Below are 22,000 nucleotides of genomic sequence, written 5' to 3' on the forward strand. Positions count from 1 at the left end.
GTACCATGATTATTGTTGAGAGAGTCGTTTCACACTTTCCCCAGCGAGTAACTGATGAGCATCAGCTAAAAGTCCAGGGATTTTATCAGCGTGAGGACTCTTCGCTAGACATTGGCTAAAATCTAAGGTGTGGACGGCTTCGGCTTTTTCTCCAGGAAACCAATGGTTGCCATTTCCAAGCAAATTATAGCGCATTTTAGCATAATCCACCATATCGTAGGCGATCGCCAGATTTCTTAGCCATAAAATCAGGTAAATGTTAATCGAATGGGGGGTTTCTTCGGGTTTGGGTAAGCCAATATGCCAGCTTTTCACCCAATCTTCTCCAAAGCGGGCGATCGCCGCCTGTTCCAACCGCTCAATAATCGGTGGTAAAAGTTCCTCAGCGTCTTCTAAAAGCTCTAACGTTTTCAAATGTTCCTCAAAATCCGTGGGTCTGGATGCACCAATACTCAAGGTATGAATTTGGGGATGAGATAAGCAAAATAAGTTATTAAATACAATGGGACTTAGGGGTTGACAGAGTTCCACTAATCTTTCTGGAGGACTGTAAAGGTTTCCCCCTTTATTAGAAGGACTAATAATAAATACCCCCATATCCTGTTGGGTTGCTGCTTCAATCGCAGGCCAGTTTCCCTGATTAATATAGTACCAATGCAGGTTGACATAATCAAACCGATTTGTTTCTATGGCCTTGATAATCACTTCCGTTGGCGCATGAGTGGAAAACCCGATAAACCGCACTCTGCCTTGCTCTTGGAACTCTTTAACCACATCCAAACATCCCCCAGGACGAATGCTGTAGTCTAACAATTCCGGGGTATTAATTCCATGAATTCCCAGTAAATCCACATAATCTAACTTTAGATTAGACAGAGATTGTTCCAAAGTTGCTCGAAATTCCTCTGGGTTTTCCGTGGGACTAACTTTGGTTTGCACGATGAGTTTCTCTCGGGGTAATTTCGGGAGGATTTCCCCCAATTGGATTTCCGAAGTTCCGTATCCCCTAGCGGTTTCAATATGATTAATCCCCACTGCTAGGGAACGCCGGATAATCGCTTCTACATTCTCTTGATTATTCGCCGGAATCGTGGATTGCGGCACATCCTGCCACTTGTACTGATATCTCATGCCGCCACAGGAAAATACCGGCATTTGCAATTCAGTTCGTCCAAAGCGTCGGTATTGCATCATTAGGATTTAAGTTTGATATTAACAACCGGCAGGGATTTAAACCCCCACTTCATCGCTTGGATTCGGTTGACAACCGAATCCAAACACCACTGCATAAGAATTATAGTCGGTTTAAACCGACTTGAGTTGTTAGACGGGGGTTAAAACCCCCGTCGGGTGTTGCCACTGGCACTGGGTGATGAGCCGCGAGGTTTACAGTTCCCGAATCACGGTTTTCCCATCCACCACTTCACCCACTAACACGACATCAGTTACCCCAACAAATAACCCATTTTCCAACACACCAGGAATATTGTTCAGCGTCTTTTCTAATTCTGCTGGATTGTCAATGCTATCAAATTTGACATCAATCACAAAATTCCCTTGATCCGTAATCACGGGACCGGCTTTTTTCACCCCCATCCGCAATTCCGGGACTCCCCCTAACTTTTTAATCGCTGCCATTACCGGCGTCATTGCCATTGGCAACACTTCGACAGGTAACAAAAAGGTAGAACCCAATTTATCCACTAATTTAGAACTATCTACCACGACGATAAATATCTCCGCAAGACAATCCACAATTTTCTCGCGGGTATGTGCTGCGCCGCCGCCTTTAATTAGGTTTTTCTGGGGATCAACTTCATCAGCACCATCAATGGCAATATCAATGCGATCAACTTCATCCAAAGTCGTTAAAGGAATACCAAACTGTTTCGCCAGCACTGATGCCTGAAACGAAGTCGGAATTCCTTTAATATCTTTTAAATCCCCATTTTTCAGCCGTTCCCCGAGGAACTCAATGGTATAAGCGGTGGTAGAACCCGTCCCTAATCCCACGATGGAACCAGATTTCACCCGTTGCGCGGCTGCCTTGCCGACTTCGCGTTTCATGGCATTTGCTGTACTCATCAGATCCACTCCTATGTTTGTCCCCTCTGGGACAGAACGACAGTTAAAATAAACTCCATTGTTAAATTTACCCTGTTCCTGTCCCCATCGCGCATTTTTTCACGTCCGGATGACTGATCCAACCTGGGGTGATATTATCAATGAGTGTTGATGTCTAAGGGATGGTGGATCAGCTCACCCCTGGGTTCCGCACCTGTTTCCAATTATTTTCCCCGCTATAAAGTTAAGATGAAAATTGCATTTATAGACCCTTCCGATTGGGATTACCGGGTAGAAAGTGCCTATCAGATGCCAATGGGTGGTTCCCAATCGGCGTTATGTTATTTAGCGGAACAATTGGCACAACAGGGTCATGAGGTGTTTGTGTTTAATCAAACCTCTAATCCGGGGATTTCACGGGGGGTAAACTGTTTGGCGTTTCCCTTAAATCAGATGTCCGAGACATTGCGCCGATCGCTAGATGTGGCAATTATCTTAAATGTGGCAGGCAAAGGTATCCCACTCCGGCAATTCTTGGGGGAGAAAATTCGCTTAATTTTGTGGACTCAACAGCTTCCCACCCTCAATGCGATGCAGCAGTTAGAAAATCCAGCGGAACGGGATGTGTATGATGGATTTGCCTTGGTCAGTGAGTGGCAGCGCCATCAATTTGAAGTAGCTTTTAAGATTAATTCCACGCGCAGTGCGATTCTTAGGAATGCCATTGCTCCCGCCTTTCAAAACCTCTTTTCCCCCAATACTTCTATCCTCTCCCATAAGTTTCATCCCCCCATTCTCGCCTACACCAGCACTCCCTTCCGAGGATTAGATTTACTCTTATCAATTTTCCCCAAAATTCGCCAAGCAGTTCCCGGAACCATCCTCAAAGTTTTCTCCAGCAAAAAAGTCTATCAACTGCGGGAAGATATCGATGAATCTGTCTATGGTTCCCTCTATCAGCGCTGTCGGGACATGGAAGGGGTGGAATATTTGGGGTCAGTTTCTCAACCGGAACTCGCTCAACAGTTGCGATCGGTTTCTCTGTTAACTTATCCCAATACCTTTAAAGAAACCTCTTGTATTGCGGTGATGGAAGCAATGGCAAGTGGATGTCGGGTGGTGACGAGCAATTTAGCGGCACTGACGGAAACCGCAGCCGGTTTTTGTCCCTTAGTTTCAGTTGAGGATGTGCAGGGATTTTCTTCTGTCAGGGATTGGCAATTTTCCTTAAGAACCGATTGGCAAAATTATGCGAGTCGCTTTGTGGATACAACGGTGCAGGCGATCGCAGATTTGCAAGCGTTCAATGCCGAATCCCAACTGCAAAAACAGGTGGATTATATCCATCATTCCTGTACTTGGGAGGTGCGCGCCACTGCCTGGATTGACTGGTTAAATCACCTCTGTGGATTGAACAGTCCATCCGTTCCTCCCACGGCTGAAACCCTCACCCAACAAGCGGAAATTGCCTATCATCAAGGACAATTACACCGGGCGCTGACTCTGTGTCAACAATCCCTCAAACTCAATCCGACGCTCACCCAAACCTATCAAATTTTAGGGGATACGTTCCAGGATGCGGGGAAACTCCTAGAAGCGAGTCGCGCCTATGCAACCGCCCTCAAATTGTTAGAAACCAGCAAGGTTGACAGTACCCAATCCCTCCTACTCCGGGAAAAATTAGGACCAATCCTCGATGAATTGGGCGAGACTGAAGCGGCGATCTCCCTGAAGTCCGGTTCTGGGGAGTCTTAAATGGCCCTTGAGGTTTTACAAAACCTTTACAAGGACCGGGGGACTTTTGTCAGTTCCTTTACAAAACTTTGTGTTAAGCCGTCTATGGTGGAAATAGGAACCATTTACAGGGGCAAGCGAATTGCGATCGCACCCCGATGAGGTAATATCATGAGTCAAACTTCTCTCCCTGTTCTGCAACCCCTGCGCCAATGGCTCGATCAGATTGAAGTTCGCGATCCCAAGGTGGCGAAACAACTCTACAAGCTGATTCCAGCGCAATGCCCCTTTGCCCGGGACCTCAAATTTAGGGGACGCACCCTCCTCCACATTCCCCCCTTATGCAAACTCAATCCCTTCTACGATGAACTGATGGGACTGCGGTTTCGGGCGCTGTGTTATCTGGTTGATGAATGTGGCATCGATATCCAAGCTTGTTCCTAAATCTCCTCAAAAAACCGGAGCGATCGCCCATTGACACTCGACCCTACTGCCTAGCGCCAATAGGCGATCGCTCCGTTCACTTTTGAAATTATTCAGCCGTTGCGAGTTCCGTGTTGTTACGATTGCGACGACGAGTCAAGGCATTAAACACCATTTGACCGATCGCCTTAATCAAACTCCCTTCGAGTTCCTTAAACATATTCATGTTCAACCCGAACGCATGATTCGCTTCATCCACAATGCGATCGGCATCCGCATCATCGATCGGCAAATTGTTCATCGCTTCACGATACTGAGTTTTGAACGCCTTCTCATCGGTAATCTGCTCAAACTCATAGAAAGCGGTGCCATCGCCCTCTAAATTCATCGCCCGTTGAGCAATTCCCTTGAGAATTTGACCCCCAGACAAATCGCCCAAATAACGGGTGTAGGAATGCGCCACCAACAGTTCCGGTGCCGTTTCCGACACTTCCCGGATCCGCTGAATATAGGCTTGAGCGGCCTCAGAAGGAGCCACCTGCTCCCGCCAGTTGCTGCCATAGTAGAAAGCTAAATCTTGCTCTAAACTCGCCTTGCGATTCAGTTCAGGAAAGTAAATCTGAGACAGAATCGGGTGATTGCGATGCTTTTCCATCTCCTCTTCCATCGCCGAATAGACGAAGTAGAGATTCCGCACCAGAGTCCGATAAGAGCTTTTCTCAACCGTTCCTTTTAAAAAGCACTTGACAAAACCCACATTTTCTGCCATGCTGTGAGACTTTTTCGTGCCTTCACGCAGCTTTGTTGCTAAATTGCTACTCATTCGCTTCCTTAACTTTCCAACTTTAATAAAACAGCGGGCCTATCGCCTTCGCAAGAGGCCATAAAAAATAACCTCTAAAGGGTTACCTTAAACTGAATCGATGAGAATTTTCGTTAAGTTTTTTAAACTTTCCTGGGGGTCCCAGGGGGATTTCCCAGTTCAAGATGGGTCCTGGCGCGCTTCCCTACGCTCAATTTCCACCTTGAGTTGAGTTAACATAGTTTCCCCATCCATCCCTTCCCCGCGATCCAGAGATTCGATGCCTACTGTAATTTTTTCCTGCAACTCCGCTAATTTCTGATAGCGCTGTTCTCGGTCCTCCAGCAACCGTAATAACACTTGCCGGTAATCTCGCCAACTCTTCGCCCTTCTCATGCTACAAGAATCCTCGGAATTATGCCTTCAGGTAACATTTTAACTGCCATAGATGTCCTCAATCTACTGGTCAAAGGTATTGACCAAACTACCTTAGAAATAGCTCTTACTGCTTCGGGTTGGACATCAACCTTAGCGCAAGGGGGTTCTAAAAGTGGTCAGGGAAACATCTGGACAAGTCCTGGACATCAATGCAGCGTTAGAATTATGAGCAAACCGGATGGTTTCTGTTATGCCAGAGTTTACAATGGCCCGGGAGGGGGTGCACCCGGCGAGCAACCTTTGAACGTATTCGGTAAACCGGGAACTAGAGGAGAAACCCATTTTCCCCTGCTTCCTTAATTCTATAATATTAATCTTCCAAAATTTATGCAATTTGAAGAAGTTTGGCAACAATACGACTTTACGGAAGCTGAATTACTGTCAATGGGTTGGCAGTTTCCCTACGATTATGTCCTGAATCTGAACTACTACTGGGAACTCAATGGCAGGGGTGCTGGTTCGGAAGTGGCATCGGTTGACCAACCCCTAAAACTAATTCTCTGTTCTTGCATTCGCCTGGATGTACAAATTAACCCCAACCTAGAAATAGAAACTCAACCTCCTCAAACGTTGGGTACGATTGTGGGATGGGGTCAAGTCACTCCCTCTCCTTGGTTAAAAACCCTCTCTCTTCCCGCTTCCGACTGGATTCATTTATTTTTTGAAATCGGCGGCAACAACAAAATTGAAGCGGTGATGCGATCGCTCTCCATTGAGCAGTTAACCCAACCCTCTCTAGCCACATTAGGTCGCTAACCCCCGCCTAATCATTGCTCTCCCTGTTCAACTATGAACCCAACTTTACCCATAGAGGTGACTTTAAAAACCTTCAGACAACTGCAAACCCAATTTAATCTTCAGCGTAGTACCGATGACCAATTTTTCCACGAGTGGTTAAACCCGGACAATACCTTGACTGCCTCGGAGCACCAAATCCTTGATGGTATTCAGCAAAAATACTTTTACCAACTCTCTGATGGTCAACTGGGAGAAGAAACGATTAAATTAATTGTGTTATCCCCCCTCCTGGATTTGGCGGGATTTTTTGAGCCTCCCTTTCGGTTTATCACGGAACCGACTGTGCAAATTACCGCTGAACGGGATGAGATAATTTATCGGGGTCGGATTGATGCGTTGGTGCTTTTGGAAAGGTTGTGGGTGGTGGTGATTGAATCTAAAGAAACCAGTTTTTCCTTAGAAATGGCTTTGCCGCAAACGTTAGCTTATATGATGGCTCATCCGAATCCCCAACGCCCGGTTTTTGGGATGGTGACGAATGGGGAAATTTTATTTTTGTGAAACTGCAATATCAAGAATTTCCCCAATATGAATTATCAAGTGTGTTTTCCCTGCTGCCTCGGCGGAATCAACTCTATGAGGTGTTAGAGATTCTCAAACGGTTGGGACAGATGGCGATCGCGTGAACTGTTGGTTTAATTGAGAAATTGATTGACTCCCCCCAATTGTCAACCTCTATAAAACCCCTTTTTACAACGGGCTTAGGAATTAACAAAGTAGACTTAATCCGGGCTATCCTGTGGAGGGTCAGTTTCCAAATCTAATACAAATGAGATAGCTGCCTTGAGTTGAAGCATGATGTCTTCTGGTAGTCTGCCCAATTTTCGCTCTAGCCTCACGGTGGGGACAGACCCCAACCCTTGAACATTCGCTACAGAATCGCGATCAAGAAAGGGTAATTTGGGGAGTACCACCTCGTAGGGACTCCCGCGATTTTGAGTGGTTAGGGGAACATAGACCACCAATGCTCTAGGCGGATTTGGATCGGCACGAGAGACGATGATAACAGGTCGCATTTTTGCAGCTAATCCCAGATCGACCAGCCAGATTTCACCGGGTTTCGGGTTCATCGATTAAATCTAATACCTCCTGTTCGACAAGGCGCGATCGCATGATATCCAGAAGGTTGCGATCGGCCATTTCTATAATCTCAGAAATGCTTTGACGTACTGCTTCCGCCACATCGGGTTCCCATTGGGTTAATTTGGCATTGAGGGTCTCTATCAGTGCGTCCATTGTTCCCTACCTTGGAATTATCGGATTGCTTTTTGTTCTATGTTAAACCAGTTTAGGCCAGATATTGTCCCGGCGATCGCCTCCCTAAGTTGTTGCCTGCCTAAATTAGGGACTAAAAAATTCTGAACCTCTTAGAGAGGGAACATCAATGCTAACGGCCCCTTTTGTGGTTAAATCTTTACTACTGAGGTAGAGACGACGCGGGTCAGGTCTCTTTTCCTCGCCCTGCTGTTATTGCTGTTGATTGACTCTAACCCCCATGCCAAATATTCGCCGCCGTCCTCCCAATCCTGCTGTAGGCGTCAAGTCGATGCGCTATCAAATCCAGGTGCCTGATGCTGAACCTCGACATATTCTTGAAGAAATCGTTTGGCATAAAGAAATAGAAGTAGAAGCATGGCGCGATCGCCAGCCTTTGCTAGAGTTACAAAAACTCCTCCAGGCAGTCCCTGCACCGAAGGATTTTCTGGGGGCCCTGGTGTCAGCATCCAAACAACCGGCGGCGATCGCGGAAATTAAAAAAGCCTCTCCCAGCAAAGGGGTGATCCGCGAAGACTTCGACCCGGTGGCGATCGCCCAATCTTACCAAAAAGGTGGGGCCGCCTGTCTCTCCGTCCTCACCGATAGTAAATTCTTTCAAGGCAGTTTTGACTACCTCAAAGCGGTCCGCGAAATCGTGGATTTACCCTTACTTTGTAAAGACTTCATCATCTATCCCTATCAGATTTATCTAGCCCGGGTTAATGGAGCGGATGCGGTGTTGCTGATTGCCGCAATCCTTTCGGATAAAGACTTACAGTATTTTATTAAAATTGCCAAAGCATTAGGAGTAACTCCCCTAATTGAAGTGCATACCTTAGAAGAACTGGACCGGGTATTAGCTTTGGATGGGGTAACTTTAATTGGCATTAATAATCGCAACCTCGAAGATTTTACCGTCGATTTAGGTACAACCTGTCAACTGCTGGAACAACGGCGCGATCGCCTCGAAAATATCATCGTGGTCAGCGAATCGGGACTCCAGACCCCCGATGACCTCAAGCGAGTGGTCGATGCCGGTGCTAAAGCGGTGTTGATTGGGGAAGCCTTTATGAAACAACCCGACCCAGGGGAAGCCCTCGCTGCTATTTTTCCCGAGTAATTGCCCATCCGGGACTCAAGCGCCCCTACTACTACGGCGGGGGTTAAAACCCCCGCCTAACAGCTAAAGTCGGTTGAAACCGACTGCTGGTCTTATGAGTTGATGTTTTTAGTCGGTTTTAACCGACGTAGTGGCGCTTCGCGAAGCGCCACTACAGGCCGCCAACGTTATAAACCCCCGCCGTACTGCTCGTCTTAATGAGTTGATATTTTTAGTCGGTTTTAACCGACTTTAGCTATGAGGCGGGGGTTTTAACCCCCGCCGTACCCCTATACTAAAAAAATGCAATGTCTGATTCCCTCGGAATTGGATATCCATTTACGGGAGACCGCTGCGGCAATATATGGAACCCATTCCTCTTCCTTCCCCCATTCACTACGAACTGCTTCTGCAACTCTTGGAACGGCAAACCCTCTATGCCGTAAATCAGAATCCATCCGCTAGGGAACAGGTGCAACAACTGATTGTGACCCTCAGAAAAGCCCAAAGCCAACAGAAGCAGCTAGAGTCCAAGTTTCAGCGTGAAAATATCCCGGTAGAACACCGTTGGTCCCTTAACGAAGTGGCGGCTGCTAAGACCCCTGGAAATTCTGCCCCTCCTGAGTAAGCACCAAGCTCTTGCATCTAATCCCGTAACCCAGTAGAATCAAAGATTCGGGTGAAAGCGCATTCAGCAACAGCACTCGCCGGTACAGAGCCTTACGGGAGGCATCTATCGGAACTCCTCATACTTAAATTTAATTGCATTAGGACTAAATTTCATGGACGACAAGCTGATGCTAATGATTCCGGGCCCTACTCCGGTGCCAGAACAAGCATTAAGAGCCTTGGCAAAACATCCCATAGGCCACCGGAGCAAAGAATTTGAGGCAGTCATCGCTGAGGTGACCGAAAATTTGAAATGGCTGCATCAAACTCAAAGCGATGTCTTGATGCTTACGGCGTCGGGGACTGGCGCGATGGAAGCGGGAATCATTAACTTCCTGAGTCCAGGCGATCGCGTGATTGTGGGTAGTAATGGTAAATTTGGGGAACGTTGGGCTCAAGTTGCCAAAGCCTATAGCCTCACCGTAGACAACATCACTGCTGAATGGGGACAAGCGTTGGACCCCGAGCAATTCCGGCAAAAGTTGGAAGCAGATACCAACAAAGAAATTAAAGCTGTCATTGTCACCCACAGCGAAACTTCCACGGGGGTAGTCAATGACCTAGAAACCATCAATCGTCACGTTAAAGCTCATGGTCAGGCATTAATTATCGTTGATGCGGTCACCAGTTTAGGGGCGATGAATGTGCCGATCGACGCTTGGGGACTGGATGTCGTGGCCTCTGGGTCACAAAAAGGCTTTATGATTCCCCCGGGACTAGGCTTTGTTGCCGTTAGCGCCAAAGCATGGGAAGCGTACAAAACGGCTAAACTGCCAAAATTTTATCTGGATTTGGGCAAATACAAGAAAGCTACGGATAAAAATAGCAGTCCGTTTACGCCCCCAGTTAACCTGATTTTTGCGTTGCAAGCCACCCTGCGGATGATGAAGCAGGAAGGGTTAGAGAATATCTTCAAACGCCATGAACGGCAAATGAAGGCTACTCGTGCAGCAGCAACGGCAATGGGGTTGAAACTCTATGCGCCGGATGATGCAGCAGCGCGATCGATTACTGCGGTTGCCACTTCCGATGCGGAACAAATTCGGTCCATTGTTAAGAAACGGTTTGATATCGTGATGGCAGGAGGACAAGACCACCTCAAGGGTGAAATCTTCCGAATTGGGCATTTGGGATTTGTCAGCGATCGCGACATTCTAACCGCCATTGCTGCCTTAGAAGCCGCCTTGCAAGAACTCGGTAAGGCAACCCAAGTCGGTGCCGGTGTCGCCGCTGCCGCCAAAATTCTAGGGGAATCCTAACCTAACCTCTCCTCGTTCTGAGGCAACAACCGGCGGGGGTTAAAACCCCCGCCTAATAGCTTAAGTCGGTTAAAACCGACTACAAACATTACCTCCTAAGACTTTCAGTCGGTTGAAACTAACATTTTGCCACCTTCCCAACTCCGGCGGGAGAGAACTCCCTACAGTGGGTTAAAAACCAAATAAAAACCTCACCCCATAAGACTTTCAGTCGGTTTCAACCGACTTTAGCTGTTAGGCGGGGGTTTTAACCCCCGCCGGGTGAGGATAGCTTACCGACATCCGAGGGATTCCCGAGTATCCACCCCGGTTTTCGGATTGACGCCACTGGCATTTTTACAGAGTTTGTTGACTTGATCCCCATCCAAAATGGCATCGGTGAAGTCTGCACCTGTAATCTTCATATTTTTGACATTCGCACCGAGAAACAGCGCCTCGACTAACACCGCATCGGTAAAATCGGCATTGGTTAAATTGGTCCATTCCAGCATGGAATTGGTCAAATCCGCCCCATGAAAATTCGCATCTTTCATCATGGAGAGGCTGAAAATGGCCCCCTCTGCCTGAACATTCGAGAAATTGGTGAATTGCAAATCCGCATTAGAAAACTCTGCGGTCCTTAAAAACTGCCCGGAAAAGTCTTTCCCGGAAAGTTGGGCATTGCTATAGGACAACGGGGGTGGATAGTATTTATAGGCTTGCGCTAATGCCGGTGAGGGCATGAATAAGAGCAGGAGTGCTAACACAGTAGCCGCTAAATGTCGCCAGTTCATAACGGAGTTTTTTAAGGTTCTTGATTACACTAACCCAACCAGGTCTATAGCTCAGGGTACTGCATTTGGGGGCTAATTGCCCAAATTTGTGGTTACAATTTAAGGTGAAGTCACCCTGGAGACAGACTTATGATCGGTTTTATCATCACTTGGTTGGTTGCGGCCATTTCCCTGCTGATTACAGCCTATGTTGTCCCCGGTATCTATGTCGCTGGGTTTTCATCCGCTGCCCTTGCTGCCATTTTAATGGGATTGATTAATGCCATTGTCAAACCGATTCTGGTGCTTTTGACGTTGCCTTTAACGATTTTGACTTTGGGGTTATTTTTGTTGGTGATTAATGGTATCACGCTGGCCCTGGTGGGATATCTGACCCCCGGGTTTGATGTGAATGGCTTTTTACCGGCTATCATTGGAGCCATCGTGCTCTCGTTGGTATCGAGTGCGATCGGGCATTTGGTGAAAGAGGGAACGAATGCTTAAAAATCGACCCCATTTAATTTAAAATTCGTTAAGATAAGCCCGCATTAGCGGGCTTTGTTTTGAAACAATAGAGGAATTAGGATACAATGGAACCCGTTAAAATCGGCATTATTGGGGGAAGCGGACTCTATCAAATGGAGGCGCTGAAAGATATCGAAGAAGTGCCGATGAATACCCCCTTTGGTTCTCCTTCGGATGCGGCGATCGTTGGGAGTTTAGATGGCATTCGGGTGGCCTTTTTAGCCCGTCATGGTCGTCACCATAGTTTGATGCCTTCAGAAATTCCGTTTCGGGCTAATATTTATGCTTTGAAACAATTAGGGGTGGATTATATTATTTCGGCTTCAGCGGTGGGGTCTTTGAAAGAGGAGGTGAAACCGCTGGATATGGTGGTTCCGGATCAGTTTATCGATCGCACTCAACATCGGATGTCTAGCTTTTTTGGTGAGGGAATTGTTGCTCATATTGCCTTTGGGGAACCTGTTTGCGATCGCCTCGCAGAAATCCTCGGAGATGCGGTGGCGAGTTTGAATTTACCGGAGGTTAATCTGCATCGCGGCGGCACTTATGTCTGTATGGAAGGTCCGGCTTTTTCTACGCAAGCTGAATCTAATTTGTATCGCAGTTGGGGGGCGAGTATCATTGGCATGACAAATTTAACCGAGGCAAAGTTGGCCCGGGAAGCGGAAATTGCTTATGCAACTTTGGCCTTGGTTACGGATTATGACTGTTGGCATCCGATGCATGATAGTGTAACGGTAGAGATGATATTGGATCACCTCCATGCCAATGCGGATCATGCCCAAAAAGTGATTCAAGAAGTGGTCCGGCAGTTGGGTGAAAATCCACCGGAAAGTAAGGCACATTCGGCGTTAAAATATGCAATTTTAACCCCAATGGATCGAGTGCCGCCTCGGATTAAGGATAAATTAAAGGTGATTTTGCAGAAATATTTGTAAGGTTGATTGGGGTAGGGTTGGGACGGCTGACCCTACCTGGAAAGGGTGTGAATTTCTTGTTTTAAATTACGGCGGGCGATCGCCTCTCGTTCCTCAAACATCAGAGGTGTAAAATACAGGCGATCGCGCTGTAATATTCCTTCCAAAAATTGGGTTCTCCCCCGGCGATAGTCGGCTTCTGAAAATGCCACAAATTCTCGACGAATGGCTTGAGTATAAAACTGATATTCTGAGGGTTCTTCCCCCAAAATTGCCCAATCTGCATCCAGAAAAATTTGCAAATCCTGTTCATCCTCTGCCGCTTCATGGTGTTTCGTCTTGAGAATTAGGGTTTGAGTGGCGGCAATAGTTGAGGGGGGAAGGTTTAATTTCGGTAAGATTTCCCCAGCATATTCCGCACTTTTTTCCTCATTATCAGAGGCAGTCGGGTCATAAATGATATCATGAAACCAAGTTGCTAAATAAATAGCCGAAAAATCTGTGGCTAGATATTTCATCGGGTCCAAGGTTTCCATCATCAATTGGATATGTCCGAGGTTATGATAATAGCGTTGGGGATGACAATAAGTAGTAACTAAATTAAATAAGACTTTTTGACCGAGTTTGCGATCGGCAGAAAACTGTTCTAACAAGGCGTCCCAAGTCAATTTGAGGCCCAATCCATCTACATAGCTCATGAATACCCGCGATCGCCTAAAATAATTGTGTCCACACAAACAGTCTCCTCGGTTGTAGCCTGCCACTGCGGTCACTGTCAAACTTCACGAGAGTGATTTTCTCCAGGCATCCGTAGGAGGCGGAGGACCGGCGTCGGATTTCCCCGGGGAAACCTGGACAATTACTTCGGATAACTCGGCAATCCTGCCGTTGCCGTGAATCTCCAGGAGAGGTTCCCAACTTTCATAGGGCCTTGCGGCGATTAACCCCAGTCAGTTGCCATGAAAATACCGATAGAATTGTATGATATAGTATATCTCTTATTAACTATCTTCTTGTATTGTAGGCTACCATGTGGAAAAAAGAACTCTGTCTGGAAACTCAGTTCATTAACAATTTTTATCAGGGTCCTCTCCATAGTTTAGTCTTTATTGATTTAGAATTTTTTCCAGTTTATATCACGCCAAACAAGGTTCAACAAAGAATTTTCGGTTACACAATTACTCGAATTTTAGAATCTACCGATTCTCAATATATTAAAATTCAACTAATTGAAAATCATCGAGAAGAAAAATATTTAATCAAAGAAATTATTAATGATTTGAAATTATTCCAGGATAAAATTTTCGTCGGATTCAATATTATTAACAGTGATTTATATTGTTTGACGAAGCGAATCCGGTCCCTGAGACTCAAACCCGACATCAGTCCCTTAACGATTTTAGATTTATATGACCCCAAACAATCTCGATATCGCGGCGGATTAAATGGATTATTTGAATATCTGGATATCAACATTGATAAACAAATCAATGGCCTTTACATTCGCCGGAATGCCAAGCGGGTCCTGTCTCAAAAAGAAAATTCCAGTGAAATTATTAATAGAATTTACGAATATTGTTTGGAAGATGCCAAGAATTACTTTTATATTGTCTCCAATTGGAAACAAAAATTTCCGCCTTTAGACCCCAATACTTTTCTCCAATATGAGTTTAAGGTCAAGCGGTATTAAACCCAGTTGACTTTTTGCAAAATACTGGATTTTATCCCCACAACCCCCCTTAAAAAGGGGGGCTTTTTAGAATCACCTGTTTTTGAGAGGTTCCAAATGGATTGATTCACTAGAATCGACCCTCAAAAAGCCTCTATCCCCTCAAATTTTTGAGTTTGTAGGGCATTGGCAGCTTCTCCACAGGTTCGGGGAGTGGGAAATAGTTTGTCAGGATTTGCCAATCCTTTGGGATTAAACACAGTACGGACCCATTGCATGGTTTCTAAATCAATTTCATTAAACATTTCACTCATGTAGCATTTTTTATCGGCCCCAATGCCATGTTCTCCGGTGAGACTTCCCCCAACTTTAACACAGAGTTTGAGAATTTCTCCCCCTAATTCTTCCACTTGTTCTAAAGCCCCGGGAATAGCATTATCATATAGAACTAAGGGATGAAGGTTGCCATCTCCAGCATGAAAGACATTGGCGACCCGATAGCCATATTTTTCGCTAAGTGCCTCAATTTCTTTTAGGACATAAGGCAGTTGAGTCCGGGGAATGACTCCATCTTGAACATAATAATCGGGGCTTAAATGTCCCGCTGCGGCAAAAGCTGCTTTGCGCCCTTTCCATAATTTCATCCGGGTTTCTAAGTCACTGGCCGAGGTAATATTTCGCGCCCCATTCTGCTTGCAGAGTTCAGAAATTCGCTTTTTGTTTTTATCAACTTCGACTTGCAATCCATCAATTTCTACTAATAAAATGGCTGTGGCATCCCGGGGATAGCATCCGGTGGCAACGACATCTTCTACGGCATTAATGCTGAGGTTATCCATCATTTCCATGCCAGCGGGAATGATGCCTGCACTGGTAATGGCAGAAACTGCCGCCCCGGCATCTTCAACGCTGGTAAAATCGGCTAAGAGAACGCAAATGGCTTCCGGGGTTTTGAGAATGCGAAGGGTGATTTCCGTGGCGACTCCTAATGTGCCTTCTGACCCTACAAATAAGCCGGTTAAATCATAACCGGGCATTTCAGTGAGTTCTCCTCCCACATCGACAATGGAACCATCAGGTAAAACTAATTTTAACCCTAAAACATGATTGGTAGTAACCCCATATTTGAGGCAGTGAACCCCGCCCGAATTTTCGGCAACATTACCCCCAATGGAACAGATAATTTGACTGGAAGGGTCTGGGGCATAATAAAATCCTGCACCGCTTACGGTTTGGGTAACCCAGTTATTAATGACGCCCGGTTGGACGACAACTCGCTGATTTTCTAGGTCAACTTTGAGGATTTTTCGCATTAATGAGGTGACGATTAAGACGCAGTTTTCAATGGGTAATGCACCGCCGGAGAGTCCGGTTCCTGCGCCTCGGGGTAACCAGGGAATGTTATGGCGATCGCAGATTTTAATCGCTTCAGAAACCTGTTCGGTAGTTCGCGGCAATACCACTAATGCAGGACGTTGGCGGTAACTGGTTAATCCATCACATTCATAAGTGAGGAGTTCTTCTTTTCGTCGCACTACTCCATTTTTACCGACAACTCGTTCAAATTCTTTAATAATCGGTTTCCAGTCGCGTTCTGATTGGGTCTTTTGGGCCAGCATGGTAATTTTTCCTGCTTAGGGGTTATCAAAGTTTGAGGTTAAATTATCCGGATATTTAGGATAATTTTGGGGCAAAACTGCCTGCAATTTGTTATCCAACGGGTTGCCGATCGCGACTCTGTGCGGAAGCAGCAGAATAGGGATTTTTGGAAAAACTTGTCCAACTGAGCACTTGAATTCCATTGCCAAATGTTGCTTCCCCGACTACGGTAGAGAGTTCGGCGATCGCTTGACATTCAGGGTGAGCGGCGATAAAATCTTTTTGGGCTTGTTGGACGGTTTTCCAGTGACCATTGTTGACAATCACTAAGGCGCGATCGGCTAAAAAGTTTTTCATGAACAGTAACCCAATCAGTTGCGATCGATAGTCATAAGCACAATCATAAAAATAGACCCCAACTTTAGGCGTGGGTTGGCGATCGCGCAGATCGAGAAGAAACCTCTCAAAGTCTTCATTGTAAAACTCCACCCGATCCAACACCTTAAACTGGGTTAAATTCTCAATCAGGGTTTCATAACTCTCGCTACTCTCATCCCATTCCGAGAAATTATCCACCCCATACGCTTGGCGATCGCCTTGATCCAGCAATGCACCAATTAAACTCGACCCTTGATAGGTGCCAATTTCACAATAAATTTCCCCGGGTTCCAGACAAGACACTGCTAAATTGATTAACTGCATCAAATTCGCTGTCGTCGTCCCTTGGACGCGATCGAGTACCTCCTGGAACTTGTCAGAACAGGGTTTGACTGAATCTTCACCCCAATTTTCATAACAATGAGGAAGCATTTCAATAAATTTAAGATAATCCATCAATTCACCTCGGGTAATGTTGTGGGTCTTATATCATTGGTCATGGGTCTTATGTCATCCTTCATCCTTCATCCTTCATCCTTCATCCTTCATCCTTCATCCTTCATCCTTCATCCTTCATCCTTCATCCTTCATCCGTCATCCTTCATCCTTCATCCTTCATCTCCCTCAGCATCGCGTTCCACATAATTTTCGATCGCCTCTTTCCAAATCAAGTAGGCAGTCCCATTCAAATGTAACCCATCTAGGGTGTAGCGTTCATCCAGTTGTTGATTTTCATCCACCAGTTGAGAATGTAAATCAATATAAGAATAAGAGAAATTGTCACTTAACCGTTGCAGTTGAGTATTAAAATTTCTAATCATTTCATTGGTAGGGCCTTGTTCAAAAAGTCTTTTGTTGATGGGTAAAACACTTTTGACATAAACTTCGGTTTGTGGGGATTGTTGTTGAATGGTCGCTAAAATTTGTTGATAATTCGCTAAAATTTCCGAAAAATCTTTTTTTCTAGCTAAATCATTAATACCAATCAGTAGAAAAATTTGACGCGGTTGAGAGGCGAGAATGGGAGTTAAACGTTGCAAAACCCCAGCGGTTGTATCGCCGATAATCCCCCGATTCAAAATTTGGGTATGATTTAAAATTTCGTTCCATTCACAGGAATCGGTTAAACTATCGCCAAGAAAAATAATGGGACGGCTGACTTCTGGAAGACCTTCAAACAAACTCCGGCGATGTTGATAGTAAATATCAGCCCAAGCCTGAGAAGAATTTTCGGGGGGATTTGACCGGATTTGTCTTAAAATGTAGGAAATTCCTCCTCTTTTGGCAATCAAGACCAGGGCGAGAATCAATGCGATCGCATTGAAGGTTAAGGATAAAATAAACTTGGGTTCAAACTTAGCAGATTTCATAAACTGTATTTAAACCTGATGAAAAGAGTCATGATTCAAGCTTCTGACTTGTCAAAAACTACCCGAAACATCGGCGACTTTCGGCTGTTCCAGAAACCCTTGAACTCGATGCCAGACCCGTTCTAACAAATCGGGCTGATCCACGGCAAACCATTCAATAGTGCCATCGCCTCGGAACCAAGTCCGCTGCCGTTTAGCAAATTGGCGGGTATGTAATGCCGTTAATTCCTGCGCTTCTTCCCGGGAAATTTCTCCTGCCAGATATTGCTTAACTTCAGCATATCCGAGGGTATGAAGCAGGGGTAAGTCCGGCCCATATTTGGCACAGATTGATTCTACCTCAGCCACCAAACCCGCCTCAAACATTTCCTGAGTGCGACTTAAAATTCGGCGATCGCCGTCTTCGACCTTTGTACAGTCTAAACCAATCTGTAAAATCGGATAAGTGGGCGGATTTTCCCCTTGTTGTTGAGAAATTGGGCAGCCCGTGACGTAAAATACCTCTAATGCCCGCAGAGTTCTGACCGCATCGTTGGCATGAATTCGGGTGGTACTCTCGGGGTCCACCTGTTGCAGCATGGCATAACATTGACCTTGACCCAAGGTAGTCAACTGCGATCGCAACTCCCGATTAGGGGCCACTCGGGGAATTTTTAACCCCTTAACCACCGCTTTCAAATACAATCCGGTCCCTCCGACTAATAAGGGGACTTGATTTTGGCGATGAACCTCAGCGATCGCCTTCATCGCCTGGTCCTGATAATCCGCCACGGTTAAATTATCCGTCGGATCACAAATATCCAGGAGATAATGAGGGACCTTCCTGCGATCGCCAGCGGTGGGTTTAGCGGTCCCAATATCGAACTCGCGATACACCTGACGGGAATCCGCACTCAAAATTGGCGACCCCAGACGCTGGGCCAAATCCAATGCCAGACTGGATTTCCCCGTCGCCGTCGCCCCACAAATTACAATTAATTTAGGCATGATCGTCATTTGTCCTTGGTCATTTGTCCTTACTCATCCCCCCCATCTTCCCGATTCTCCCCATCCTCCCCATCACTCCAATCCCCCCTGCATCCCCCCAAAAAATTTCTCTTCTAATTGGGCTATCATCGCTGACAACCGTTTAATGTTATAATTTTGACAGTTTTTGGTATTCTGACACTTTGTGGGCTGCAAAAGCCTGATTAATGGAGCTATCGTGGTATGACCAGCAACTACAGCGCTGACCAAATACAAGTTCTTGAAGGACTCGAAGCAGTACGCAAGCGACCGGGGATGTACATCGGGACCACCGGACCCCGAGGACTCCACCATCTAGTTTACGAGGTTGTGGACAACTCGATCGATGAGGCGCTTGCTGGCCACTGTACCCATATTGAAATCGAGTTTAACCCGGATGGCTCTTGTACCGTAACCGATGACGGTCGAGGCATTCCGACCGACGTCCATTCTAAAACAGGGAGGTCCGCCCTGGAAACCGTCATGACTGTCCTCCACGCCGGAGGTAAATTTGGAGGGGGCGGTTATAAAGTCTCTGGAGGATTACACGGGGTGGGTATCTCCGTGGTTAACGCCTTATCGGAATGGGTGGAAGTCACAGTTTGGCGGGAGAAAAAAGTCCATACCCAACGGTATGAACGGGGTGCAGCCATTGGAGAATTGGAAGCCAAACCGATTAAAGAAAATCGCACTGGAACCTCCGTTTGCTTTAAACCGGACCTGCAAATTTTCAGTACCGGCATTGAATTTGATTACAGCACTGTAGCAGGACGATTGCGCGAACTGGCCTACCTCAATGCTGGGGTTAAAATTACGTTTTCTGATAATCGGATTGACCTGCTCAAAAATAATGAGCCCAGAGTTGAAACCTATTGTTATGAAGGGGGAATTCGGGAATATGTAGAATACATGAACCGAGACAAACAGCCCCTTCATGAAGAAATTATTTACGTTGAAGGCGAACGTAATAATGTTCATGTGGAAGTCTCGTTGCAATGGTGCATCGATGCTTATACGGATAACGTTTTGGGATTTGCCAATAACATCCGGACCATTGATGGCGGAACGCACTTAGAAGGATTGAAAGCCGTTCTGACTCGGACGATGAATGCGATCGCTCGCAAACGGAATAAACTCAAAGAAGGAGATTCCAACCTCGGCGGTGAGCATATTCGGGAAGGGTTAACGGCCGTGATTTCCGTGAAAGTGCCGGACCCAGAATTTGAAGGACAAACCAAGACTAAATTAGGCAATACCGAAGTCCGGGGAATTGTCGATTCTTTGGTGGGTGAAGTGCTCACCGAGTATTTAGAATTTCGCCCCAGTGTGGCGGATGCCATTTTAGAACGCGCCCTTCAAGCATTTAATGCCGCAGAAGCTGCCCGACGCGCCCGGGAATTGGTTCGCCGGAAATCGGTTTTAGAATCCTCTCCCTTGCCTGGAAAACTGGCGGATTGTAGTACCAAAGACCCCAGTGAAAGTGAAATCTACATTGTAGAAGGGGATAGTGCGGGAGGCAGTGCCAAACAAGGACGCGATCGCCGTTTCCAAGCCATCCTCCCCTTGCGCGGTAAAATCTTGAACATCGAAAAAACCGATGATGCCAAGATTTACAAAAATACCGAAATCCAAGCCTTAATCGCCGCCCTCGGTTTAGGGATTAAAGGGGAAGAGTTTGACTCCTCACAACTGCGCTATCATCGTATCATTATCATGACTGACGCTGATGTAGATGGGGCTCACATCCGCACATTGCTCCTCACCTTCTTCTATCGCTATCAACGGGATATGGTGGATCAAGGGTATGTTTATATTGCTTGTCCGCCGCTGTATAAAGTAGAACGGGGCCGGAATCATTTCTACTGTTACAGCGATCGCGAACTGCAAAACCTAGTCCGCAACGAATTCCCCGCCAATGCCAACTACACGATTCAGCGGTTCAAAGGGTTGGGTGAAATGATGCCAACTCAACTCTGGGAAACGACGATGAATCCAGAAAGTCGCACCTTGAAGCGGGTGGAAATTGAGGATGCGGCAGAAGCCGATCGCGTGTTTACGGTGTTAATGGGCGATCGGGTTGCACCCCGTCGCGAATTCATCGAAACCTACGGTCCTCAACTCAAACTCATGGATCTGGATATTTAAGGGTCAGTGGTCCTGAGTCAAGGGTAGGGTGAGTCACCGGAATCTACTCAGGACTGAGTTCATTTTAGGCAGAACATCCGATAGGATAGGGGCAGTATAAAAACTGCCCCCCTATAGCGGATAAATGGAATAGACTGGCGCGTTGAATATCAGGAATTGTCCGTTGAAATTGTTAGGGTTTGAAGATTATCAGCCGATCGCCGCGATCGCCGTTACGCCTTCTGGAGTCAAACGATTACTCTCTCTGGTTGATGAAGCGGGGAAATTTACCATTAGTGTATGTAGTGGACATCAAGGGGGTGCTGACTCCCTAACTCAGGCAGTCGCCGCTCAAATCGGTGCAACCCCCGTCCTCACCGGCGCATCCTCGGCGTTGAAATTGCCCGGAATTGATGTGCTAGGCGTACCCTTTGGCTGGAACCGAGGGGAGGGTCAGTGGACTGCTGTCAGTGCGGCGATCGCCCGGAAGGAACCCGTAGAAGTCATCCAAGAAGTGGGTTGCACCCTCTGGCAAGAGAATTTACCCGAAAATCATCCATTCATCCTAGAATTGCAGGATGATCCAAAACCCGCCAAGGCAAGAGTCTGGATTAGTGCTATGCAACGCCAATTTGCACCAAATTCAGAATTTCCCAAGGTGCAGTGGCATCCGCGAGTCTTGTGGGTGGGAGTGGGTTGCGAACGAGGAACCTCGCGGCAGGTGGTGGAAACGGCGATCGCTCAAGTTTGTCAGTCTCGTCATTTCGCACAAGGGGCGATTGCCGGAATTGCTACAATTGATAGTAAAGCCGATGAAGTGGGATTATTAGAGTTGTGCGAGGCGCGTCAGTGGCCCTTGAAAACCTTTCCCTCAGAGGTTTTGAAGTCGGTTACAGTTCCCACCCCGTCAACGGTGGTGGCACAGAAAATCGGCACTCCCAGCGTGGCAGAAGCAGCGGCGATCGTGGCCGCACAAGGGTGGACCTCCTCGGGGGAAACGCGCAATTCTCTGCTCGTTCCTAAGCAAATTTTTCGATTAGAGGGGGAACCGGGTGCCGTGACGGTGGCGATCGCGCAAGCCGAGCAAGAATATACAGGACGTGAGGGAAAACAGTGAG

25 protein-coding genes are annotated in these 22,000 nt (G+C 46.6%); 13 read left to right on the forward strand and 12 right to left on the reverse strand.

The annotated features are described in order from the left end of the window. Positions 1–9 precede the first annotated feature (9 nt). Both NG795_RS21740 and rpiA read right to left on the reverse strand, forming a co-directional pair. Complete coding sequence (locus NG795_RS21740) at positions 10–1,191, reverse strand: aldo/keto reductase (RefSeq protein WP_367290805.1); 1,182 nt, start codon at positions 1,189–1,191, stop codon at positions 10–12. 195 nt (positions 1,192–1,386) lie between these two features. Further along, the gene (gene rpiA / locus NG795_RS21745; RefSeq protein ID WP_367290731.1) at positions 1,387–2,085 is read right to left on the reverse strand and encodes a ribose-5-phosphate isomerase RpiA; all 699 of its coding nucleotides are present in this window, start codon (positions 2,083–2,085) and stop codon (positions 1,387–1,389) included. Between the two features lie 228 nt (positions 2,086–2,313). Here rpiA and NG795_RS21750 point away from each other — a divergent pair, with 228 nt between their 5' ends. Both NG795_RS21750 and NG795_RS21755 read left to right on the forward strand, forming a co-directional pair. After that, positions 2,314–3,819, forward strand: a complete 1,506-nt coding sequence (locus NG795_RS21750; RefSeq protein WP_367290732.1) for a glycosyltransferase — start codon at positions 2,314–2,316, stop codon at positions 3,817–3,819. 150 nt (positions 3,820–3,969) lie between these two features. Next, positions 3,970–4,242, forward strand: coding sequence for a Mo-dependent nitrogenase C-terminal domain-containing protein (locus NG795_RS21755; RefSeq protein ID WP_367290733.1), 273 nt, complete (start codon positions 3,970–3,972; stop codon positions 4,240–4,242). Between the two features lie 88 nt (positions 4,243–4,330). On the opposite strand, the gene NG795_RS21760 is transcribed toward NG795_RS21755, so the two are convergent. Both NG795_RS21760 and NG795_RS21765 read right to left on the reverse strand, forming a co-directional pair. Next, positions 4,331–5,044, reverse strand: a complete 714-nt coding sequence (locus NG795_RS21760; RefSeq protein WP_367290734.1) for a biliverdin-producing heme oxygenase — start codon at positions 5,042–5,044, stop codon at positions 4,331–4,333. Positions 5,045–5,203: 159 nt separating this feature from the next. Beyond that, positions 5,204–5,419 (reverse strand): hypothetical protein, encoded by a 216-nt coding sequence (locus NG795_RS21765; RefSeq protein WP_367290735.1) that lies wholly within the window; start codon positions 5,417–5,419, stop codon positions 5,204–5,206. A gap of 369 nt (positions 5,420–5,788) precedes the next feature. Between NG795_RS21765 and NG795_RS21770 the strand changes: the two genes are divergently transcribed. The 3 genes from NG795_RS21770 to NG795_RS21780 are packed head-to-tail and all read left to right on the forward strand — an operon-like array spanning position 5,789 to position 6,885. Beyond that, on the forward strand, positions 5,789–6,217 hold the full coding sequence (locus tag NG795_RS21770; RefSeq protein WP_367290736.1) for a hypothetical protein: 429 nt from the start codon (positions 5,789–5,791) through the stop codon (positions 6,215–6,217). A gap of 33 nt (positions 6,218–6,250) precedes the next feature. Continuing rightward, a complete protein-coding gene (locus tag NG795_RS21775) occupies positions 6,251–6,760 on the forward strand; it encodes a type I restriction endonuclease subunit R (RefSeq protein WP_367290737.1) in 510 nt (169 codons plus the stop codon). After that, positions 6,757–6,885: a hypothetical protein gene (locus NG795_RS21780; protein WP_367290738.1), complete on the forward strand. Its 129-nt coding sequence runs from the start codon at positions 6,757–6,759 to the stop codon at positions 6,883–6,885. The genes NG795_RS21775 and NG795_RS21780 overlap by 4 nt, the downstream gene beginning before the upstream one ends. Before the next feature lie 96 nt (positions 6,886–6,981). Here the strand turns inward: NG795_RS21780 and NG795_RS21785 are convergent, their stop codons facing one another. Continuing rightward, complete coding sequence (locus NG795_RS21785; protein ID WP_367290739.1) at positions 6,982–7,329, reverse strand: type II toxin-antitoxin system PemK/MazF family toxin; 348 nt, start codon at positions 7,327–7,329, stop codon at positions 6,982–6,984. Beyond that, positions 7,310–7,495: a hypothetical protein gene (locus NG795_RS21790; RefSeq protein ID WP_367290740.1), complete on the reverse strand. Its 186-nt coding sequence runs from the start codon at positions 7,493–7,495 to the stop codon at positions 7,310–7,312. The genes NG795_RS21785 and NG795_RS21790 overlap by 20 nt, the downstream gene beginning before the upstream one ends. 259 nt (positions 7,496–7,754) lie before the next feature. Between NG795_RS21790 and trpC the strand changes: the two genes are divergently transcribed. The 3 genes from trpC to NG795_RS21805 all read left to right on the forward strand — a co-directional run bounded on the left by trpC (position 7,755) and on the right by NG795_RS21805 (position 10,543). Further along, complete coding sequence (gene trpC, locus NG795_RS21795) at positions 7,755–8,636, forward strand: indole-3-glycerol phosphate synthase TrpC (RefSeq protein WP_367290741.1); 882 nt, start codon at positions 7,755–7,757, stop codon at positions 8,634–8,636. A 343-nt stretch (positions 8,637–8,979) separates the two neighbouring features. Continuing rightward, positions 8,980–9,243 (forward strand): DUF5340 domain-containing protein, encoded by a 264-nt coding sequence (locus tag NG795_RS21800; protein WP_367290742.1) that lies wholly within the window; start codon positions 8,980–8,982, stop codon positions 9,241–9,243. A gap of 154 nt (positions 9,244–9,397) precedes the next feature. Beyond that, positions 9,398–10,543, forward strand: coding sequence for a pyridoxal-phosphate-dependent aminotransferase family protein (locus NG795_RS21805; protein ID WP_367290743.1), 1,146 nt, complete (start codon positions 9,398–9,400; stop codon positions 10,541–10,543). A gap of 272 nt (positions 10,544–10,815) precedes the next feature. Here the strand turns inward: NG795_RS21805 and NG795_RS21810 are convergent, their stop codons facing one another. After that, positions 10,816–11,316, reverse strand: coding sequence for a pentapeptide repeat-containing protein (locus NG795_RS21810; RefSeq protein ID WP_367290744.1), 501 nt, complete (start codon positions 11,314–11,316; stop codon positions 10,816–10,818). Between the two features lie 129 nt (positions 11,317–11,445). On the opposite strand from NG795_RS21810, the gene NG795_RS21815 reads away from it, so the two are divergent. After that, entirely contained in the window at positions 11,446–11,799 is a 354-nt protein-coding gene (locus NG795_RS21815; RefSeq protein WP_015147308.1) for a phage holin family protein, read from the forward strand. 86 nt (positions 11,800–11,885) lie between these two features. Further along, on the forward strand, positions 11,886–12,758 hold the full coding sequence (locus tag NG795_RS21820; RefSeq protein ID WP_367290745.1) for an S-methyl-5'-thioadenosine phosphorylase: 873 nt from the start codon (positions 11,886–11,888) through the stop codon (positions 12,756–12,758). Between the two features lie 32 nt (positions 12,759–12,790). Here the strand turns inward: NG795_RS21820 and NG795_RS21825 are convergent, their stop codons facing one another. Next, positions 12,791–13,474 (reverse strand): HD domain-containing protein, encoded by a 684-nt coding sequence (locus NG795_RS21825; RefSeq protein WP_367290746.1) that lies wholly within the window; start codon positions 13,472–13,474, stop codon positions 12,791–12,793. 293 nt (positions 13,475–13,767) lie between these two features. Between NG795_RS21825 and NG795_RS21830 the strand changes: the two genes are divergently transcribed. Then, positions 13,768–14,427: a hypothetical protein gene (locus NG795_RS21830; RefSeq protein WP_367290747.1), complete on the forward strand. Its 660-nt coding sequence runs from the start codon at positions 13,768–13,770 to the stop codon at positions 14,425–14,427. A gap of 122 nt (positions 14,428–14,549) precedes the next feature. Here the strand turns inward: NG795_RS21830 and glcD are convergent, their stop codons facing one another. From glcD to miaA, 4 genes are all read right to left on the reverse strand, one after another. Continuing rightward, positions 14,550–16,025: a glycolate oxidase subunit GlcD gene (gene glcD, locus NG795_RS21835; RefSeq protein WP_367290748.1), complete on the reverse strand. Its 1,476-nt coding sequence runs from the start codon at positions 16,023–16,025 to the stop codon at positions 14,550–14,552. A gap of 91 nt (positions 16,026–16,116) precedes the next feature. Beyond that, positions 16,117–16,839 (reverse strand): class I SAM-dependent methyltransferase, encoded by a 723-nt coding sequence (locus NG795_RS21840; protein WP_367290749.1) that lies wholly within the window; start codon positions 16,837–16,839, stop codon positions 16,117–16,119. Positions 16,840–16,991: 152 nt separating this feature from the next. Further along, positions 16,992–17,753, reverse strand: a complete 762-nt coding sequence (locus NG795_RS21845; RefSeq protein WP_367290750.1) for a GDSL-type esterase/lipase family protein — start codon at positions 17,751–17,753, stop codon at positions 16,992–16,994. A gap of 51 nt (positions 17,754–17,804) precedes the next feature. After that, the gene (gene miaA, locus NG795_RS21850; RefSeq protein ID WP_367290751.1) at positions 17,805–18,740 is read right to left on the reverse strand and encodes a tRNA (adenosine(37)-N6)-dimethylallyltransferase MiaA; all 936 of its coding nucleotides are present in this window, start codon (positions 18,738–18,740) and stop codon (positions 17,805–17,807) included. A gap of 222 nt (positions 18,741–18,962) precedes the next feature. Here miaA and gyrB point away from each other — a divergent pair, with 222 nt between their 5' ends. Next, positions 18,963–20,903 (forward strand): DNA topoisomerase (ATP-hydrolyzing) subunit B, encoded by a 1,941-nt coding sequence (gene gyrB, locus NG795_RS21855; RefSeq protein ID WP_367290752.1) that lies wholly within the window; start codon positions 18,963–18,965, stop codon positions 20,901–20,903. 163 nt (positions 20,904–21,066) lie between these two features. Then, positions 21,067–21,999 (forward strand): cobalt-precorrin 5A hydrolase, encoded by a 933-nt coding sequence (locus tag NG795_RS21860; RefSeq protein ID WP_367290753.1) that lies wholly within the window; start codon positions 21,067–21,069, stop codon positions 21,997–21,999. Position 22,000 lies beyond the last annotated feature (1 nt).

The sequence above is a fragment of the Laspinema palackyanum D2c genome, assembly GCF_025370875.1.
GTDB classification, from domain to species: Bacteria; Cyanobacteriota; Cyanobacteriia; order Cyanobacteriales; family Laspinemataceae; genus Laspinema; species Laspinema palackyanum.

Excerpts from the sequence above, each read along its gene's own strand:
- NG795_RS21740 (WP_367290805.1), bottom strand. The coding sequence starts at position 1,191 with ATGCAATACCGACGCTTTGGACGAACTGAATTGCAAATGCCGGTATTT.
- rpiA (WP_367290731.1), bottom strand. The coding sequence starts at position 2,085 with ATGAGTACAGCAAATGCCATGAAACGCGAAGTCGGCAAGGCAGCCGCG.
- NG795_RS21750 (WP_367290732.1), top strand. The coding sequence starts at position 2,314 with ATGAAAATTGCATTTATAGACCCTTCCGATTGGGATTACCGGGTAGAA.
- NG795_RS21755 (WP_367290733.1), top strand. The coding sequence starts at position 3,970 with ATGAGTCAAACTTCTCTCCCTGTTCTGCAACCCCTGCGCCAATGGCTC.
- NG795_RS21760 (WP_367290734.1), bottom strand. The coding sequence starts at position 5,044 with ATGAGTAGCAATTTAGCAACAAAGCTGCGTGAAGGCACGAAAAAGTCT.
- NG795_RS21765 (WP_367290735.1), bottom strand. The coding sequence starts at position 5,419 with ATGAGAAGGGCGAAGAGTTGGCGAGATTACCGGCAAGTGTTATTACGG.
- NG795_RS21770 (WP_367290736.1), top strand. The coding sequence starts at position 5,789 with ATGCAATTTGAAGAAGTTTGGCAACAATACGACTTTACGGAAGCTGAA.
- NG795_RS21775 (WP_367290737.1), top strand. The coding sequence starts at position 6,251 with ATGAACCCAACTTTACCCATAGAGGTGACTTTAAAAACCTTCAGACAA.
- NG795_RS21785 (WP_367290739.1), bottom strand. The coding sequence starts at position 7,329 with ATGAACCCGAAACCCGGTGAAATCTGGCTGGTCGATCTGGGATTAGCT.
- NG795_RS21790 (WP_367290740.1), bottom strand. The coding sequence starts at position 7,495 with ATGGACGCACTGATAGAGACCCTCAATGCCAAATTAACCCAATGGGAA.
- trpC (WP_367290741.1), top strand. The coding sequence starts at position 7,755 with ATGCCAAATATTCGCCGCCGTCCTCCCAATCCTGCTGTAGGCGTCAAG.
- NG795_RS21800 (WP_367290742.1), top strand. The coding sequence starts at position 8,980 with ATGGAACCCATTCCTCTTCCTTCCCCCATTCACTACGAACTGCTTCTG.
- NG795_RS21805 (WP_367290743.1), top strand. The coding sequence starts at position 9,398 with ATGGACGACAAGCTGATGCTAATGATTCCGGGCCCTACTCCGGTGCCA.
- NG795_RS21810 (WP_367290744.1), bottom strand. The coding sequence starts at position 11,316 with ATGAACTGGCGACATTTAGCGGCTACTGTGTTAGCACTCCTGCTCTTA.
- NG795_RS21815 (WP_015147308.1), top strand. The coding sequence starts at position 11,446 with ATGATCGGTTTTATCATCACTTGGTTGGTTGCGGCCATTTCCCTGCTG.
- NG795_RS21820 (WP_367290745.1), top strand. The coding sequence starts at position 11,886 with ATGGAACCCGTTAAAATCGGCATTATTGGGGGAAGCGGACTCTATCAA.
- NG795_RS21830 (WP_367290747.1), top strand. The coding sequence starts at position 13,768 with ATGTGGAAAAAAGAACTCTGTCTGGAAACTCAGTTCATTAACAATTTT.
- glcD (WP_367290748.1), bottom strand. The coding sequence starts at position 16,025 with ATGCTGGCCCAAAAGACCCAATCAGAACGCGACTGGAAACCGATTATT.
- NG795_RS21840 (WP_367290749.1), bottom strand. The coding sequence starts at position 16,839 with ATGGATTATCTTAAATTTATTGAAATGCTTCCTCATTGTTATGAAAAT.
- NG795_RS21845 (WP_367290750.1), bottom strand. The coding sequence starts at position 17,753 with ATGAAATCTGCTAAGTTTGAACCCAAGTTTATTTTATCCTTAACCTTC.
- miaA (WP_367290751.1), bottom strand. The coding sequence starts at position 18,740 with ATGCCTAAATTAATTGTAATTTGTGGGGCGACGGCGACGGGGAAATCC.
- gyrB (WP_367290752.1), top strand. The coding sequence starts at position 18,963 with ATGACCAGCAACTACAGCGCTGACCAAATACAAGTTCTTGAAGGACTC.